Origin of the sequence: Mycobacterium adipatum (assembly GCF_001644575.1) — a bacterium.
Taxonomy (GTDB): Bacteria; Actinomycetota; Actinomycetes; order Mycobacteriales; family Mycobacteriaceae; genus Mycobacterium; species Mycobacterium adipatum.
Genome location: NZ_CP015596.1, coordinates 3,624,520 through 3,640,940 on the forward strand (window position 1 = coordinate 3,624,520; position 16,421 = coordinate 3,640,940).

At 68.0% G+C, this 16,421-nt stretch carries 13 protein-coding genes; 6 read left to right on the top strand and 7 right to left on the bottom strand.

Features of this window, described 5'->3' with window-relative positions:
• The first annotated feature begins 839 nt into the window (after positions 1-839).
• Positions 840-1,955, top strand: coding sequence for a glycosyltransferase (locus A7U43_RS17190; protein WP_067997666.1), 1,116 nt, complete (start codon positions 840-842; stop codon positions 1,953-1,955).
• Positions 1,952-2,788, top strand: a complete 837-nt coding sequence (locus tag A7U43_RS17195; protein WP_067997669.1) for an FkbM family methyltransferase — start codon at positions 1,952-1,954, stop codon at positions 2,786-2,788. Before A7U43_RS17190 ends, A7U43_RS17195 begins: the two co-directional genes overlap by 4 nt.
• Here A7U43_RS17195 and A7U43_RS17200 read toward each other — a convergent pair.
• The 4 genes from A7U43_RS17200 to lspA form a co-directional block, all read right to left on the bottom strand.
• Positions 2,785-5,892, bottom strand: a complete 3,108-nt coding sequence (locus tag A7U43_RS17200; RefSeq protein ID WP_067997672.1) for an MMPL/RND family transporter — start codon at positions 5,890-5,892, stop codon at positions 2,785-2,787. The genes A7U43_RS17195 and A7U43_RS17200 overlap by 4 nt on opposite strands.
• Before the next feature lie 65 nt (positions 5,893-5,957).
• Positions 5,958-6,872, bottom strand: a complete 915-nt coding sequence (gene rarD / locus A7U43_RS17205) for an EamA family transporter RarD (RefSeq protein ID WP_067997674.1) — start codon at positions 6,870-6,872, stop codon at positions 5,958-5,960.
• Positions 6,869-7,798 carry an RluA family pseudouridine synthase gene (locus tag A7U43_RS17210; protein ID WP_067997677.1) on the bottom strand — a complete coding sequence of 310 codons (930 nt, stop codon included), beginning with the start codon at positions 7,796-7,798 and terminating at the stop codon, positions 6,869-6,871. Before A7U43_RS17210 ends, rarD begins: the two co-directional genes overlap by 4 nt.
• Positions 7,798-8,451 carry a signal peptidase II gene (gene lspA, locus A7U43_RS17215; protein WP_067997681.1) on the bottom strand — a complete coding sequence of 218 codons (654 nt, stop codon included), beginning with the start codon at positions 8,449-8,451 and terminating at the stop codon, positions 7,798-7,800. Before lspA ends, A7U43_RS17210 begins: the two co-directional genes overlap by 1 nt.
• A gap of 68 nt (positions 8,452-8,519) precedes the next feature.
• Between lspA and A7U43_RS17220 the strand changes: the two genes are divergently transcribed.
• Positions 8,520-9,449, top strand: coding sequence for an asparaginase (locus tag A7U43_RS17220; RefSeq protein WP_067997685.1), 930 nt, complete (start codon positions 8,520-8,522; stop codon positions 9,447-9,449).
• A gap of 13 nt (positions 9,450-9,462) precedes the next feature.
• Here A7U43_RS17220 and A7U43_RS17225 read toward each other — a convergent pair whose 3' ends face one another.
• On the bottom strand, positions 9,463-10,794 hold the full coding sequence (locus tag A7U43_RS17225; protein WP_068002972.1) for a DNA polymerase IV: 1,332 nt from the start codon (positions 10,792-10,794) through the stop codon (positions 9,463-9,465).
• Between the two features lie 59 nt (positions 10,795-10,853).
• Here A7U43_RS17225 and A7U43_RS17230 point away from each other — a divergent pair, with 59 nt between their 5' ends.
• Positions 10,854-11,066 carry an RNA-binding S4 domain-containing protein gene (locus A7U43_RS17230; protein ID WP_067997689.1) on the top strand — a complete coding sequence of 71 codons (213 nt, stop codon included), beginning with the start codon at positions 10,854-10,856 and terminating at the stop codon, positions 11,064-11,066.
• 2 nt (positions 11,067-11,068) lie between these two features.
• On the opposite strand, the gene ileS is transcribed toward A7U43_RS17230, so the two are convergent.
• A complete protein-coding gene (ileS, locus tag A7U43_RS17235) occupies positions 11,069-14,206 on the bottom strand; it encodes an isoleucine--tRNA ligase (RefSeq protein WP_067997692.1) in 3,138 nt (1,045 codons plus the stop codon).
• A gap of 240 nt (positions 14,207-14,446) precedes the next feature.
• A complete protein-coding gene (locus tag A7U43_RS17240) occupies positions 14,447-15,091 on the bottom strand; it encodes a hypothetical protein (protein WP_156525946.1) in 645 nt (214 codons plus the stop codon).
• Between the two features lie 134 nt (positions 15,092-15,225).
• Here A7U43_RS17240 and A7U43_RS17245 point away from each other — a divergent pair, with 134 nt between their 5' ends.
• Complete coding sequence (locus A7U43_RS17245) at positions 15,226-15,603, top strand: helix-turn-helix transcriptional regulator (RefSeq protein WP_067997695.1); 378 nt, start codon at positions 15,226-15,228, stop codon at positions 15,601-15,603.
• 55 nt (positions 15,604-15,658) lie between these two features.
• Positions 15,659-16,393, top strand: a complete 735-nt coding sequence (locus A7U43_RS17250) for a hypothetical protein (RefSeq protein ID WP_067997697.1) — start codon at positions 15,659-15,661, stop codon at positions 16,391-16,393.
• Positions 16,394-16,421 lie beyond the last annotated feature (28 nt).

The window sequence follows — 16,421 nt, forward strand, 5'->3', positions numbered from 1 at the left end:
ACTGAACTCCAGGCGGTAGCGGTATGTGGTGAGCACGCAGAGGGCGGCATATGCAGGCAAGATCGGTGATCGGCTGCGGTTTTTGTCGCACAGGGATCGGGTCTGCCCGCCAAGAATTTCTCCTTGCCTATGAGATGCCTGCCAGGTACCGAGTCCCACGCCGGGCGGGCCGGCTGGAGACGCTGAGCCATCGACGCTAAGTACACCACATCGCGGCGGCGCCGTTACGCCTAGTCAACCCTCGCGGCACATCGTGCGGACCCGGCCGGCCGAGCTCGGAGAAGATTGCCGGCGCAAACACGGGCCGGCCCGTGAGCCCGGCGGTGACTAACCGCGCACGGGTCGCGACAGCCAACACCAGACACCCGCTGCCAGATTCGCCAACGGACCTTCGGCGGGCGGACTCGCGCGCCCGCCCCGCGTTGCCGGATCGGGTAACCCCCAGGGTTGCGATCACGTCAATTAACGCGCCGCACCGGCGGGGCACCCTCGCCGCACCCCCGCGGACCCGAAACCCCGGCGCAGTCAGAATATACTGCCCTTCAATACCTTTGAGGTCATCCGCCGGGACGAACAGCGCCGGCCACCGCCGCAGCGACACCGCCCGCGACACCGCGGCCCCCCCGTGGTGGCAAACCGGGCAGACTTTGCCCCAACCACACCTGCTGCGACGGCGACGGCCCTCCGGCACCTCGGGCATCGATCGCCGGCCACCGGCAGCATCGAGGAAAGTCACACTCTGGCAGCAAATTTGGCACGACATCCGACGACCGGTCACTTTCGACGCGATCGCGCCGAGAGTCTCCGACGCAGCAAAATCCGCGGTAACGTCTCCCGTCATGGCCCGCTCGTCCGGTCGCGCCACCCGAACCTCGCCGGCACCGTTCACCGGCCTCGACGGTGCTGCCACCGGCCGCGCCGCCGCAGCCGTGCAGGTGCTCGAGTGGCCGCGCTGGCTGAGCACCAACTACCTGCCGAGGATCATCGACAGCCTGCGCGACGACGGGGTCACGGTCCACACGCCCTACGTTCTTGCGACCGGCTCAGCACGCCTGCGGGCCGGCGACTGGGTGCACCTGCACTGGCCCACCGAGTCGCTCACCCACCGGGTGCGCTGGGTGTACACGGCCCGCGCGATGGCATTTCACCGCCGCCTCCGGCTGCTCAAGGCGCGCGGGGTCCGCATCGCTTGGACCGCACACAATCTCGTCCCGCACGACGACCCGCACCCGGACCTCGGTCGGCAGTACCGCGCGGAGCTGTTGTCACTGGTGGACCACGTCTTCATCCACTTTCCGAGCGCTCGCGCGACGCTCGCCTCGGAGTTCGGATACACCGGACCGTGCACCGTCACCCACCATCCGCACTACGTCGACCGGCACCCGGTGCCACCCGCGCGGGCGTCGGCGCGCGCCGACCTGGGTTTGCCCGCCGACGGTTTCGTCGCACTGTCGTTCGGAAAGATCCGGCCGTACAAGGGAACCGACGACATCATCCGCGCCTTCCTGCAGATGGCCGGCCGCGATGATCGCCTGCTGATCGCCGGCAGCCCCGAGGGCGACGTCTGCGAGATACTCCAGCTGGCGCATCTCGATGACCGCATTGTGCTGCACGACAGGCGGATTCCCGATGAGGACGTACCGACCTATTTCGCCGCCGCCGACACCGCGGTCGTCTCGCATCACGCCTTCTTCACCTCGGGCAGCGCCATGCTTGCCCTCAGCATGGGCTGCCCCCTGGTGGGTCCGGCCATCCATCACCTCGCCGATCTGGCCGGCGGTGCGCGGGTGTTCCCGACCGGGCCCGGGGTCGACGGCCTGGCCGCCGGGCTGAGCGTGGCGCGCGAACACGCGCGCGGGGTCGATCGCCAGTCGCTGCGGAACTGGGCGGCGGCGCACGGCACGTGGCGTGAGGCCGGCACCCGCACGGCAGCCGTCTTCCGGGGGCCGCCGTGACTTCGGCGTCGAACACACCGCCGATCACCGGTCTGCTGCACCGCTTCGAGCGTGCGGTCGACGCGATCGGGGTGCGCGCCGTCGTCGCCCGCGAACGCGTCTGGTGGAGCCTGCGCACCGGTGAACCCGAACTGAGACTGCTGTCACTGCTGGGCGACCGTGGCGCCGATTTCCTGGATGTCGGTGCCAACCGGGGCATCTACGCATACTGCGCGCTGAAACACTTCCGCACCGTGATCGCGGCGGAGGCGAACCCGGCCATGGTCGCCGGGCTGCGACGGATCATCAAGCGCGAGAACACGGTACTGTCCGTGGCGTTGTCCGACGGGGTCGGTGAGACCACCCTGCACATCCCCACTCAGCACGGTCGCGATGTCAGCACCCGCTGTTCACTGCAGCGTGACGCCAACCCCGGCTTCGGCCTGCGGACGGTCACCGTGCCCACCACGACGATCGACGAACTCGCGCTGGCCAGGGTGGGAGTCATCAAGATCGATGTCGAGGGGCACGAGTCGGCGGTACTGCGCGGCGCTCGGCAGACCCTGCGCGCGACCCAGCCCACCTGCATCGTCGAATGCGAAGAACGACACAATACCGGCGGCGTCGCAAGGACTTTCGCATTCTTCGACACGATGGGCTATCGCGGGTACTTCCTGCACCGGGGACGGCTGCGGGCGGTGGCCGACTTCGACATCACGCAACTGCAGCGGCCCGAGAACGCGAAACCGGTGGACGGTACCCGATCCGGCGACTACGTCAACAACTTCGTCTTCATCCACGCCGACAATGACAGTCACCTGGAAAAGATCGGCGCGGCCTTCGGAACGGGCTAGCGGGACCGCCAGGCCGCGGTGACCATCGACGCCTTGGCCACTGCGACACCGTAACCCACGTCGGTGTCATCGTCGGCCGGGTCGTCGTCGACGGGGAACGTCATCGGCTTCGGACCGGCGGGCACCGGCTCCCGCCGGGAGAACGGGATGCGCTGCTTGAGCTCATTGGGAACCGTCGAGGGCCACCAGTTCTTCTCCCCCAGCAAGACGGTCAGCGCCGGCACCGTGATGGTGCGCACCACGAAGGTGTCCAGCAGCAGGCCGACGCCGATGATGAACCCGAGCTGCACGATGGCGGCGATATGACTCACCGTCATCGCGAGCATGGAAGCCGCGAAGATGAGGCCGGCGGAGGTGATCACGCCGCCGGTGGCACCGATGGTGCGGATCACGGCGACCTTCGTGCCGCGATGCGCCTCCTCGCGTATCCGGGAGATCAACAGCAGGTTGTAGTCGGCGCCGACGGCCACCAGGACCAGGAAGGTGAAGCCCGGCGTGTTCCAGAAGATCGGTTGGTCGAGGATGATCTGGAAGAACACCACCGCGATGCCCAGTGCGGACATGTAGGACAGCACCACCGAGAGCACCAGATAGATGGGTGCCACGATCGCCCGCAGCAGCAGCGCGAGGATCAGGAACACCACGACCAGTGTCACGATGACGATGTAGCGGATATCGCCGTTGTAGTAGTCGCGGATCTCGCTCTGGTACACGCTGGTGCCCACCATGGCGATATCGGCGTCGGCCAGGGTGGTGTTGGGCATCGCGCTGCGGGCCGCCGCGATGATCTCCTCGACCTGGTCCATCGCCGGCGCGCCGAACGGGTCGTGCGCGGTCTGCACCATGTAGCGCGCCGTGTGGCCATCCGGGGAGATGAACAGCCCGGCGGCCTTCTCGAACTCGGGCCGGGTCAGGATCTGCGGCGGAATGTAGAACCCGGACATCGACGGATCCGACGCGTCACGTTTCATCGCCAGCAGGAAGTCCGACGCCTGGCTCAGACCGCCACCCATCTGCCGGGTCTGGTCGACCAGCAGCTGCACACCCTGGGCCAGCGCCTCACTGGAGTCGGCCAGCGTGTTCACACCCGTGAGCAGTTCGTCCATCTGCTGCTCCACGTCCTGGGGACTCTCCAGTCCCAGCTGATCGGCGGCACCCAGGGCCTGCTCCAGGTTGGTGGTGACGCCACCCACCGAGCGTTGCAGGCTGTCGCCCTCCTGGGTGGTCTCCATCTGCTTGGACAGCTCGTAGAGCTGCTGGATGGTGCCGTCGTCGTAGGCGGTCACGATGCGTTTCATGTCGATGCGCACCGCGTTGCACGCCGGGTCCAACGTGCAGATCGGGCTGTTGTCCAGCAGGGCCACCATCGGCGCCATCCAGGTGTAGTTCAGCACCACCTGCTCCAGTCCGACGCCCATGGAGCGGCCCAGCTTGCGCATCACCGTCACCAAGGTCGCACCGGCGTTGATGTCCTTCAGGGTCGCCGCGCCGCCGTACTCGTTCTCGATCTCGATCAGTGATTTGAGGATGGTGCGCACCGACGGTGCCGCGGCCACCACCTGGTCGCGGATCTTGTCCAGCGCCTTGGCCAAGGTGTGCGCGCCCTCGGACAGCTGGGTCAGCCGGGAGTCGTTTTCATCGATGAGATTCGTTGCCTCGCCCAGCTTGTCGCCCACCTCACCGGCCTGATGGGTCGCGCGCGCCTCGGTCAGCATCTCCCCGTTGGGCCGGGTGATACCGCGGACCGCGGCGATATCGGGCAACTGGCTGATCCGCATGGCCATCTGCTCCATGTCCGCCAAGGAGCGCGGTGAGCGCAGGTCCTGGGTCTCGGAGTGCACCACGATGAACTGCTGGATCGAGGCGCTGGCCGGGAAGTGCGCGTTCATCGTCTGATAGGAGTTGTTGCTGTCGGACTCCGTGGGCAGGTTCTTACGGTCGTCGTAGTTGAAGTCGACCAGCAGTGCGCAGCCGGCGAGGGTGACCAGGATGACCAGGCTGACGAACAGGTTGAGTTTGGGCTTGCGGACGATGCTGACGCCCATCCGACGCCACATCGGGCCGGTGATGTCTTTGCGCGGATTCACCCAGCCCCGGCGTCCGGCCAGCGTGATGAACGCCGGCAGCAGCGTAATGGACCCGAGGAAACCGATGAAGATGGTGGCCGCCAGCGCCGGTCCCACGCTGGAGAAGACGCTCAGCGTGGCGAAGGACAGCGCCGAGAAGGTGATCGCGACCGTGCCCGCGGAACCCGCGATCACCTCGCCGATGGTCACCATGGCACCGACGATGGCCTCGTCGGTGGGTACACCTTTTCGGATGTACTCCTGATATCGGCTGAAATAGAACACCGCGTAGTCGACGCCGGCACCCAGCATCATGCCGGTGATCAGCACGATCGTCTGGGGCGCCAGGCCCAGCCCCAGCAGGCCCAGGCCGGCCACCACCTGCTGCGCGACGGCAAGGGAGATGCCGATGCTCAGCAGCGGGATCACCATCGCGACGAGGTTGCGGTAGACGATGATCAAGATCAGCAGCACGGTGACGACGGTGGAGATCTCGATCAGGTGCTGGTCGCGCAAGGCGATCTCGGTGACGTCCTCCATCGTGGCCGCCGCGCCGACGATGCTCGGTGTCAGCGTCGTCCCGGCCGTGGTCTCCTCGATGATCTTGACGGCATCGCGGTAGGCCGCCTGACCGACACCGGTGCCCATCGTGCCATTGAGGCTGACGGGCAGGTTCCAGGCCTTCCCGTCTTTGCTCGACATCGCCGGCCGGATTTCCTTGATGCTGACGAAGTCCTGCATCGAGACCACGATGTCGGTGCGCGCCCGCAGGTTCTCCACGATCTTGCGGTAGGTGGCCTCGTCGGCGTCGGTCAATCCGTTCTCGTTGACCAGGATGACCGCGATCAGGTTGGTCGCGTCGGCCTCGTTGAAGGCGTCCTTCATTTGCTGGCTGGTCGCAAGGACCGCCGCGTCGCGGGGCATGAAGTCCGGCGGGTTGCGCTGGGCGACGGTGATCAGCGGCGGCAGCGCCGCGAACAGGGAACCGGCGATGACCAGCCATGCGGCGATGACGAGCACGGGATGACGCACGATCATTCGACCGTTTGAGGCGAGAAGGCCGCGCGCGGTCACCTTCGAACGTCTGGACATTGGCGACAAGGCTACATGGTGTTGCTGTTAACTCCGTCAGCTACGAGTGCCGACCGGGCGCGCCGCACCGCGTCCACGGTGAACACCGCCAGCGCCACCCAGATCAGCCCGAATCCCAGCCAGCGGGCGGGCGGCATCGGTTCGTGCCCCACCAGGACGCCCCAGGACAGTTGCATGATCGGCGTCATATAGAACAACAACCCCATGGTCACCAGCGGCAACCGATGTGCGGCGGCGGCGAACAGCAGCAGCGGCACCGCCGTCAGCACCCCGGCCAGCACCAGGAGCACCACGTGCCCGGCGCCGTGCCCCACGAAGACCGCCTGCCCGCCGGCCTGCAGCACGATCAGGTAGCCGACCGCGAAGGGCGTCGCCAGCGCCGTCTCGATGCCGACGCTCACCCGGGGATCGACCGGCACGGCCTTCTTGACTGCGCCGTACAGGCCGAAGGACAACGCCAGTCCCAGCCCGATATACGGCGGGGCGCCGACCTGCACCGTGAGCACCACCACCGCGGCGAGGGCGATGCCCACCGCGGCACCCTGCGCCCGGTTCAGACGCTCGCCGAACACCACCAGCCCGAGCAGCACCGTCACCAGGGGGTTGATGAAGTAGCCCAGCGCCGCGTCGACCACATGACCGTTGTTGACCGCATAGACATAGATGAGCCAGTTGACCGATATCAACGCCGACGCCAGCGCCAACAGCACCCAGGTGCGGCCGTTGATCGCGCGCAGATCCCGCAGCCGGTGCACCGCGGCGACCACCACGACCAGGAACAGGAAGCCCCAGACGATGCGGTGCGCCAGGATCTCCACCGCGCCGGCCGGTTTGAGCAGCGGGAAGAAGGCCGGGAACAGCCCCCAGCAGCCGTACGCTCCGATGCCGAAGAGCAGCCCGCCGCGCTGCCCGGTACGCGCGCTCACTGGTCGTGGCTGCGCAGGATGTCCAGTGCGTGCTGCAGGTCGGCCGGGTAGGGGCTGGTGATCTCGACCCGCCTGCCGTCGGCGGGGTGCGCGAACGCCAGCGACCGGGCGTGCAGCCACTGCCGGTCCAGACCGAGTTTCTTGGCCAGGGTGGGGTCCGCGCCATAGGTCAGGTCACCGCAGCAGGGATGGTGCAGAGCCGAGAAGTGCACCCGGATCTGATGGGTGCGGCCGGTTTCCAGGTGGATGTCGAGCAGGCTGGCCGCGACGTGCGCCTCCAGGGTGTCGTAATGGGTGATGCTGTCGCGGCCGTGCTCGGTGACCGCGAACTTCCAGTCCTGGCCGCGGTGCCGCCCGATCGGGGCGTCGATGGTCCCGCTGGACGGGTCGGGATGGCCCTGGACCAGTGCGTGGTAACGCTTCTCGACGGTGCGCTCCTTGAACGCGCGTTTGAGCACCGTGTAGGCCCGCTCGGAGATGGCCACCACCATGACACCCGATGTGCCCACGTCCAGGCGGGACACGATGCCCTTGCGCTCGGCCACCCCGGAGGTGGTGATCCGGAATCCCGCCGCGGCCAGCCCACCGAGCACCGTGGGGCCGGTCCAGCCGACCGAGGCGTGCGCGGCCACACCCGCCGGCTTGTCGACCGCGACGATATCGTCGTCGGCGTACAGGATGTCCATGCCCTCGATCTCGACGGGCGTGTTCTCCACCGGGGCAGCCGGTTCGGGCAACCGCACCTCGAGCCAGGCCCCGGCGACGAGCTTGTCGGATTTGCCGGCGGCGGCACCGTCGAGTTCGACGCCACCCTCCTCGGCGATCGCCGCGGCGACCGTGCGGGACAGCCCGAGCAGCCGGGCCAGGCCCGCGTCGACTCGCATTCCCGCCAAGCCCTCGGGTACCGGCATCGAACGCGTTGTCATCAGGTGGACGCGCCCGGTTGCTCGTCGGCGACCGTTTCCGGCAGGGGCTGCTTCTCGGGCGCGGGTTCGGACTCGGTGGTGGGCTCGGTGGTGGGCTCGGTCTCGGGTCTGCGCCGCCCGGAGGTGTCGAAGTCGAAGCCGAACAGCGACAGCACCACCAGCAGAATCGCTCCGCCGACCACCGCAGGGTCGGCGACGTTGAACACCGGCCACCAGCCGACGGACAGGAAATCGACCACATGTCCGCGCAACGGTCCCGGCGACCGGAAGAACCGGTCGACCAGATTGCCGAGCGCGCCACCGAGGATCATGCCCAGTCCCAGCGCCCACCACGGCGACACCAGCCGGCGGCCCATCCAGATGATGCCGATCACCACACCGGTGGCGATCAGGGTCAACACCCAGGTGTAGCCGGTGGCCATCGAGAACGCCGCCCCGGAGTTCCGCACCAACGTCCAGGTCACGGTGTCGCCGATGATCGACACCGGTTGACCGGGCACCAGCAACCGGACCGCGAGCACCTTGGTGACGATGTCGAGCGCCAGCACCACGGCGGCGATCGACAGCAGCAGGCGCAGGCGCTTGCGGGGCTGCGGTGGCGCTACCGGGTCCGCGGCCGCCCGCTCGGCCGAGCCTGTTGATTCCTCACTCACCCGCCCATCATCCCAAACTGTTCGGGCGGTCTCCGCGCAGCCGCCCGGCGGGGTGAACAATTGCGGGCATGCATCGCCTCGTCGTGATCAGCACCGGCGGCACCATCGCCACCAGTTCCGGGCCCGATGGCGTGGCCCGCCCGACCCGAACCGGCGCCGACCTGACCCGCGGCATGGATGTCGGTGTCGTCGAGCTGATGGCGCTGGACAGTTCCGCGCTCGGGCCGACCGAGTGGGACCACATCGGCGCGGCGATCGACGCTGCCGTCGCCGACGGTGCCACCGGGATCGTGATCACCCACGGCACCGACACCATGGAGGAGACGGCGCTGTGGCTGCAACTGACCTACGGGGGCTCGGTGCCGGTGGTGCTCACCGGGGCACAGCGCAGCGCGGACGCCCCCGACGCGGACGGCCCGGACAACCTGCGCGACGCGCTGGCGGTGGCGGCCAGCGCCGAGGCCTCCGACGCCGGTGTGCTGCTCAGTTTCGCCGGTGTCGTCTGGGAGCCGCTGGGCCTGCACAAGGTCGCCACCGAAGATCTGCGCGGTTTCGCCGGATCCGCGGTGGGGTCGGTCCGGCAGGGGGTGGTCCGATTCGACACCGCACCGCGCCGGCCGAGGCTCGGTGCGCTGAGTGCCGCCACCGCGCCGCGGGTCGACATCGTCGCCGTCTATCCCGGCGCCGATACCGTCGCGTTCGACGCATGTCTGGCCGCGGGTGCGCGCGGTGTGGTGCTGGAGGCGCTCGGGGCGGGCAATGCCGGCGAGGCATTCGTCGACGGCACCCGGCGCGCCCGCGCGGCCGGGGTCGACGTCGCGGTGTCCACCCGGGTGCCGGGCGGGCGGGTGCGCCCCGCCTACGGGCCGGGCGCCGCGCTGCTCGACGCTGGGGCGGTGCTCGTTCCCACCCTGCGGCCCGCCCAGGCCAGGGTGCTGCTGATGGCCGCGCTGGCCGCGGGATCGCCCATCGCCGAGGTGTTCGCCCAGTGGGGGTGAGCGGCCCGCCGGGTCAGTCGTCGCCGGGGTGGACGGCGTCGAGATAGTCACGCCAGTCCAGGCTGTCGACCGGGTTGGCGCGGGTGATCTCGGGCAGGTCGGCACGGAAGGTCCGCGCGATGCCCGGCCCGCGGGCCCTGGTCTCGAAGCGGATGGTCATCACGCCGTGACCGGCGCCCTGCACCCAGCCGTGACCGTGATCGGGATGGCGCACATCGTCTCCGATGCGCCACTCGGCGGGCCCGGTCACCGGGTGCGCCGGTGCCGGGCCCTCGGTACCGGCGACCGGTTCGTCCGGCCCGCCCTGGTCCAGATCCGGGAACAGCGAGTCCTGCTGCACCTCGGATAGACCCGAAAAGCCAACGCCGAGCAGGCGTATCGGGCCGATCTCGATCGGGTCGAGCAGCAGCCGGCGTGCGGAGGAGATGAGCAGCGTCGCATCGGTCGACGCGTAGGGCAGCGTCGCCGAACGGGTCAGCGTGCTCATATCGGAGCGTTTGATTTTCACCGTCACCGTGCGCGCCCCGCGCCCGTCCTTGAGCAGCCGGCGATGCGCGTGCTCGCCGATCGTCGCGGCGGCGTCGCGCAGCTGGTCCAGGGTGCGCAGGTCCTCGGCGAACGTCGACTCGGCACTGATCTGCTTGGCGTCGGCGCGCTCGGCGACCGGGCGGTCATCGATACCGCGCGCCAACCGGTGCAGCGCGGGCCCGACCGTCGCGCCCAGCACATCGGCGACCTCGTTGTCGGACAGTTCGGCCAGCGCCCCGATGGTCTCGATACCGAGGCGGCGCAACTTGTCCTCGGCCACCGGCCCGATCCCCCACAGCCGACGCACCGGCAACCCGGCCAGCAGCCCGCGCTCCTCCGCCCGCCCGACCACCCGCACACCGTCGGGTTTGGCCAACCCGGAGGCGATCTTGGCGACCTGTTTGCCGGACCCGGCGCCCACCGAGGACACCAGACCGGTTTCGGCAAAAACCTTGGCGCGCAGCGCCTCACAGAATTCCTCGACCTCGGCGGCGGTCGACCCGGCGATCTCGGCGGGCTCGCCGAACGCCTCGTCGAACGACAGCTGCTCCAGCACCGGGACCACCGTGCGGATGATCTGGAACACCCGCCGGCTCGCCACGCCGTACACCACGCCGCGCGGCGGCAACACCACCGCGCCGGCGCCCACCATCCGCCTGGCCTGATGCATCGGCATCGCCGAGCGGGCGCCGAAGACCCGGGCCTCGTAGCTGGCCCCGGCGACCACGCCGCGACCGCCGAGGCCGCCGACCAGCACCGGTCTGCCGCGCAGCGTCGGACGGGTCAACTGTTCCACGGACGCGAAGAACGCGTCCATGTCCAGATGCAGCACCCAGCGCTCCACCTCGCAGATGTTAGGTGGCTACTCTGACGGGCATGGACGACGTGCCGATTCGCGACGCATCGATCCGGCTCGGACAGTTCCTCAAGCTGGCCGGGCTGATCGATTCCGGTGCCGACGCCAAAGCGGTGATCGCCGACGGGCAGGTCAGCGTCAACGGCGACGTCGACCTGCGCCGGGGGCGCCAACTGCGTCCCGGCGACGAGGTGTGCATCGCCGGGCACACCGCCCGCGTGGTCGCGGGCTGACCTCACGCCTTGGCGATGGCCACCCGCACGCCGTCGCCGATCTCGGTTCCGTCGGTCGCGCTGCCGAAGACGAACGAGGTGGCCAGCACCTCACCGGCGATCAGGTCGGCGTGGGTCTGCGCCCAGTCCGCCTTGTCGGCGGGGACCTCGATCACCACACTGATCCGATCGGATACCTCCAGGCCGGTGGTCTTACGCAACTCCTGCAGTTCACGGATGCGGTCTTTGGCCCACCCTTCGGCCTCGAGCTCGGGAGTGACCGCACCGTCGAGCACCACCAGGCCGGCGCCATCGTCGAGCGCGGCGGTCCATTCGGGATCGGCGGCAACGAGTTTGGAGGTGTACTCGGTCGGCAGCAGCGTCGCGGGCCCGGCGGTCAGCGTGCCGTCGGGGTTGACCACGCCCGCACCGGACTTGACGGCCTTGATCGCGGCCTGCACGTCCTTGCCGATGCGCGGCCCGGCGACCCGGGCGTTCACGGCCAGTTCGAAACGGCCGTAGCTGTCCACGTCGTCGGTCAGTTCGACCGCTTTGACGTTCAGCTCGTCGGCGATCAGGTCGACGAACGGCCGCAGCTTCTGCGGATCGTCGACCGCCACGGTCAGTTTCGGTAGCGGCAGCCGCACCCGCAGCTGCTTGGCCTTGCGCAGGGACGAACCGGTGGAACAGACCTCGCGGACCTGATCCATGGCGGCGACCAGTTCCGGATCGGCGGGCAGCTCCTCGGCCGTGGGCCAATCGGTCAGGTGCACCGATCGCTGGCCCGTGAGACCACGCCAGATGACCTCCGAGACCAACGGCAGCAGCGGCGCGGCGAGCCGGCCGGTCACCTCGAGCACCGTGTGCAACGTGTCGATGGCGTCGCGGTCCTCTTCCCAGAACCGCGAACGTGACCGTCGCACATACCAGTTCGTCAGGGCCTCGGTGAACTGGCGCAATTGGTCACAGGCTCCGGAGATATCGCAGACATCCAGCGAGGCGGTCAGCTCGTCGCGCAGTGCGGCCAGTTTGGCCAGGATGTAGCGGTCCAGCACGTGTGCCGAATCGGTACGCCAGGTGCCCTTCTCGCGCGCGTACAGGGTGAGGAACGTGTAGGCGTTCCAGAACGGGAGCTGCACCTGCCGCACTCCCTCGCGGATGCCCTGCTCGGTGACGATCAGATTGCCGCCGCGCAGGATCGGCGAGGCCATCAGGAACCACCGCATGGCATCGGAGCCGTCGCGGTCGAACACCTCGGACACGTCCGGATAGTTGCGCAGCGACTTGCTCATCTTCGCACCGTCGTTGCCCAGCACGATGCCATGGGAGACACAGGTTTTGAAGGCCGGCCTGTCGAACAGCGCGGTGGCCAGCACGTGCATGGTGTAGAACCAGCCGCGGGTCTGGCCGATGTACTCGACGATGAAATCGCCGGGAAAATGCGGCTCTTCATGATCTGATCCGTCGAACCATTCCCGGTTCTCGAACGGGTAGTGCACCTGCGCATACGGCATGGACCCGGAGTCGAACCAGACGTCGAGCACGTCCTCGATCCGCCGCATGGTCGATTTGCCGGTCGGGTCATCGGGATTCGGGCGGGTCAGCTCGTCGATGAACGGCCGGTGCAGGTTGTCCGGGCGTACCCCGAAATCGCGTTCGAGCTCGTCGAGACTGCCGTACACGTCGGTGCGCGGGTAGGCCGGATCATCGGAGACCCACACCGGGATGGGCGTGCCCCAGTAGCGGTTTCGTGAGATCGACCAGTCCCGGGCATTGGACAGCCACTTGCCGAACTGGCCGTCCTTGACGTGCTCGGGATACCAGGTGATCTGCTGGTTCAGTTCGACCATCCGATCCCGGAACTCGCTCACCTTGACGAACCAGGACGACACGGCCCGGTAGATCAGGGGGTTGCGGCATCGCCAGCAATGCGGATAGGAGTGGTCATAGGTCTCCTGGCGCAGCAACACCGGGGCGTTGACCGCGGCCGGGCCGGTCCCGTTCTTCAGGTCGCGGATGATCTGCGGGTTGGCCTCGAACACCTGCAGGCCGGCGTAGTCGGGCACCGATCCATCGAACCGACCCTTGGAGTCCACCGGGGTGACGGCGACGATGTCGGCGGTGTCGGCGGTGGCCTTGTCATCCTCGCCGTAGGCCGGGGCCATGTGCACCAGACCGGTGCCGTCCTCGGTGCTGACGAAGTCCGCGGCCAGCACCTGGAAGGAATTGCGCGCCTGCTCGGAGTCGGCGAAGTAGGCGAACGGCGGCAGGTAGTGCGTGCCGAGCAGCTGTTCGCCCAGATGGGTCGCCACCACGACCGGCTCCTCGCCCAGTTCGCGTGCGTAGGCGCCCAGCCGGGCCTCGGCGAGCACGAACCGGTGCCCGTCCGGCCCTTCGACGGTGACGTAGGACACCGCGGGGTTGACCGCGACGGCCTGATTGGACGGCAGCGTCCACGGCGTGGTGGTCCAGATCAACAGGTAGGCACCGGCCACCGGCCCGTCGGTGGCCTTGAAACCCACTGTGAGCGCCGGGTCCTGCCGGCTCTGGTAGACGTCATCGTCCATCCGCAGCTCATGGTTGGACAACGGGGTCTCGTCGTTCCAGCAATACGGCAGCACCCGGTTGCCCTGGTAGGCCAGCCCCTTGTCCCAGAGCTGCTTGAAGGCCCAGATGGTGGACTCCATGAAGCCCAGATCCATGGTCTTGTAGTCATTTTCGAAGTCAACCCAGCGCGCCTGACGGGTGACGTAGGCGCGCCATTCGCCGGCATACTTCATCACCGAGGCACGGCAGGCATCGTTGAACTTCTCGATGCCCAGTTCTTCGATCTGACTCTTGTCGGTGATCCCGAGCTGGCGCTGCACCTCAAGCTCGGCGGGCAGTCCGTGGGTGTCCCAGCCGAAGCGTCGTTCCACCTTGTAGCCGCGCATGGTGCGATAGCGCGGCACGATGTCCTTGACGTACCCGGTGAGCAGGTGCCCGTAGTGCGGCAGGCCGTTGGCGAACGGCGGGCCGTCGTAGAACACGTACTCGGGCGCACCGTCACGTCGGGCGATGCTGGCGCGGAAGGTGTCGTCGGCGCCCCAGTAGTCCAGGACGTCGGACTCCAGCGCCGGGAAGTTCGGTGCCCCGGCGGCCGGCTTCGGGTAAGCGGTCACTGCTCGTCGTCTCCTGTGCCCAGCGATTCAGGCACGGGGACGAACATCGCGACAGGTGCGCGAGCCCGCGGTACCACCCCGCTTGCGCACCGTGCCGGTTCGGCGTGGTGCACCGCTCAACTGGGCGATGACGAGCCCGACCGTCCGGTTCTACTGGGCGCCGCCGGGACCGGCGGCGCTGTTCTTCCGGAGGCTCCCCGGTGATGGCCGGATCGACGCCTGTGCCGACGAGTTTAGCGCTCAGGCCACGTCGGTGAATCCGGGGACGGCCTCCGAGGTGATCTCGATGAGCGCCTGTGGGAACTGCTCGGCGAGTTCTTCCACGGTGTAGCGCTCGAACCGGCGGGCGTCGTAACACCATTCCAGCTCGACCAGGCCGTTGTCGCGACGGGCGCGCAGTTGCAGCGCGTGGCCGGGCAGCGGCTCCTCGGCGGGGCCCGCGCACCGGAACGCCACATCGGCCGGAGCCTGCTCGGGCCGGCGCGCGGTGGATCCGGCCAGCGCCGAACACACGTGCGCGAGCATCTCGGTGGCGTCCAGATCGGCGGGCATCACGCAGTCCAGCGCGATGATGTGCGCGTCGACGTCCACGGCGACGACGCCGCAGCCGATGGTGCGTGCCACGGCGCGGCCGAGCGCCGCCAGCAGCAGTTTGCCGGCGAGAACGCCCAGGTGGGCGGCGGCGCCGTCGAGTTCGGCACTCAGCGACTCGGTCAACGGCATGGCGACCCGCTGGAGGTCCGCGGCGGTGGGGGCACCGGCGGCGTCGTAGTCGGCCAGCGTCAGGGTGGCGGCAATGTCGTGCGCGTTCCCTACGACGAGCTCGAAGCCCGGCGCGGGGAAGTCCTCGACGTAGACCCGGTCCTGGAAAAGCGGAGCAACCATGCGACCCACAATAAAGTCTTTGTCCCAGAATTGGGACATCACTCCCGAAAGTCTGACACCCCTGTCAATTAAGGTCCGGGTGTCCGTCAATCGGTTGCTGGCACCCAGCAACGGGATAGGGCTATTGTTGGTGGGTGCCACGTACAGACGAGAACGGCCGACAGCTGAAAGCCCTGCTCGACTACCTGCTGGACGGTGATGTCGAAGCAAAGGACATCTACGACGCGCTCGACATCTCCAGCAGCACCTACTACCGGCGGATCAAGGAAACCAGTTATCCCGACGCGGAAGAACTGCGCCGCGTCGCCGACCGCTTCAATCTGAGTTACCCGGACCTCCAGATCCGGTTCGGCCTGATGAGCAGGCAAGAGGTGTGGAACTACATCGAATCGACACCGTTCACCGTCACCGCGGTGCAGGACTCCGTGCGGGTCGAGGCCGCACCGCAGCAACAGACCCGCCCTCGCAAACTCTCCGAATTGTCGCCACGGCCTGACGCACCTCCGCTTTAACACGTAGTATTTGCTGAGGTAACTCACAGCTCACAGGCCTCGAAGGCGACGCACGATGGAAATTGCAGTTCTCATCGCGATCACGCTTACGTGTATCGCGTGGAGCCTGTGGATCCGCCGTGTCACCTGGACCTGCCGCTGGGAAGTCGCGGCGACGCTGAACATCGCCCTGCAGGGCGGCGCCATCCTGCTGATGTCACCGCTGGCCTCCGACACCGTCGGCAAGGCACTGCACTCGGTGACCGGCATGTGGAATCTGGAGGACTTCGTCGGCCACGACATGTACATCGTGGCGGCATCGGCCATCGTCTACAACGCCGTCGGCCGACTGCAGGACGACCACCAGATGCAGCGAGCCTTCCGCCAGTACGTCGAACTGCCCGCCACGCTGTGCATCCCCCTGCTGCTGGCCACCTTCTCGCTGAGCAGCGCGCACACCGTCTACGCGCGGGACTTCTTCGCCTCCCCCACCGACAGCTGGCTCAGCCTGTACTGGGTGATGCTGTGCGGCATGCTCATCTATCTGCTGGGGTACGGCGCGCGTGCCCTGCTGGTACTGCGCAAGGACCCGCGTTCCCGGCGGATCGCCAACGTGTACCTGGTGGCCTGCGCCAGCGGCATCATCGCCTGCATCATCCGGATCATGTCCGCCATCTTCCCGGCCTTCCTGGCCTGGGAGCGCGGGGTGTTCGTCTGGATTTTCGCGTGCGCCTGCGGTGCCGGTTTCGCGCTGTCCTCGGCACACTCGTGGCGGATCAAGACCCGGTGGTTCTCCAAGATCGATCGCTGAGTCGTCCCGGCCGCTGCCCGACCGCCTA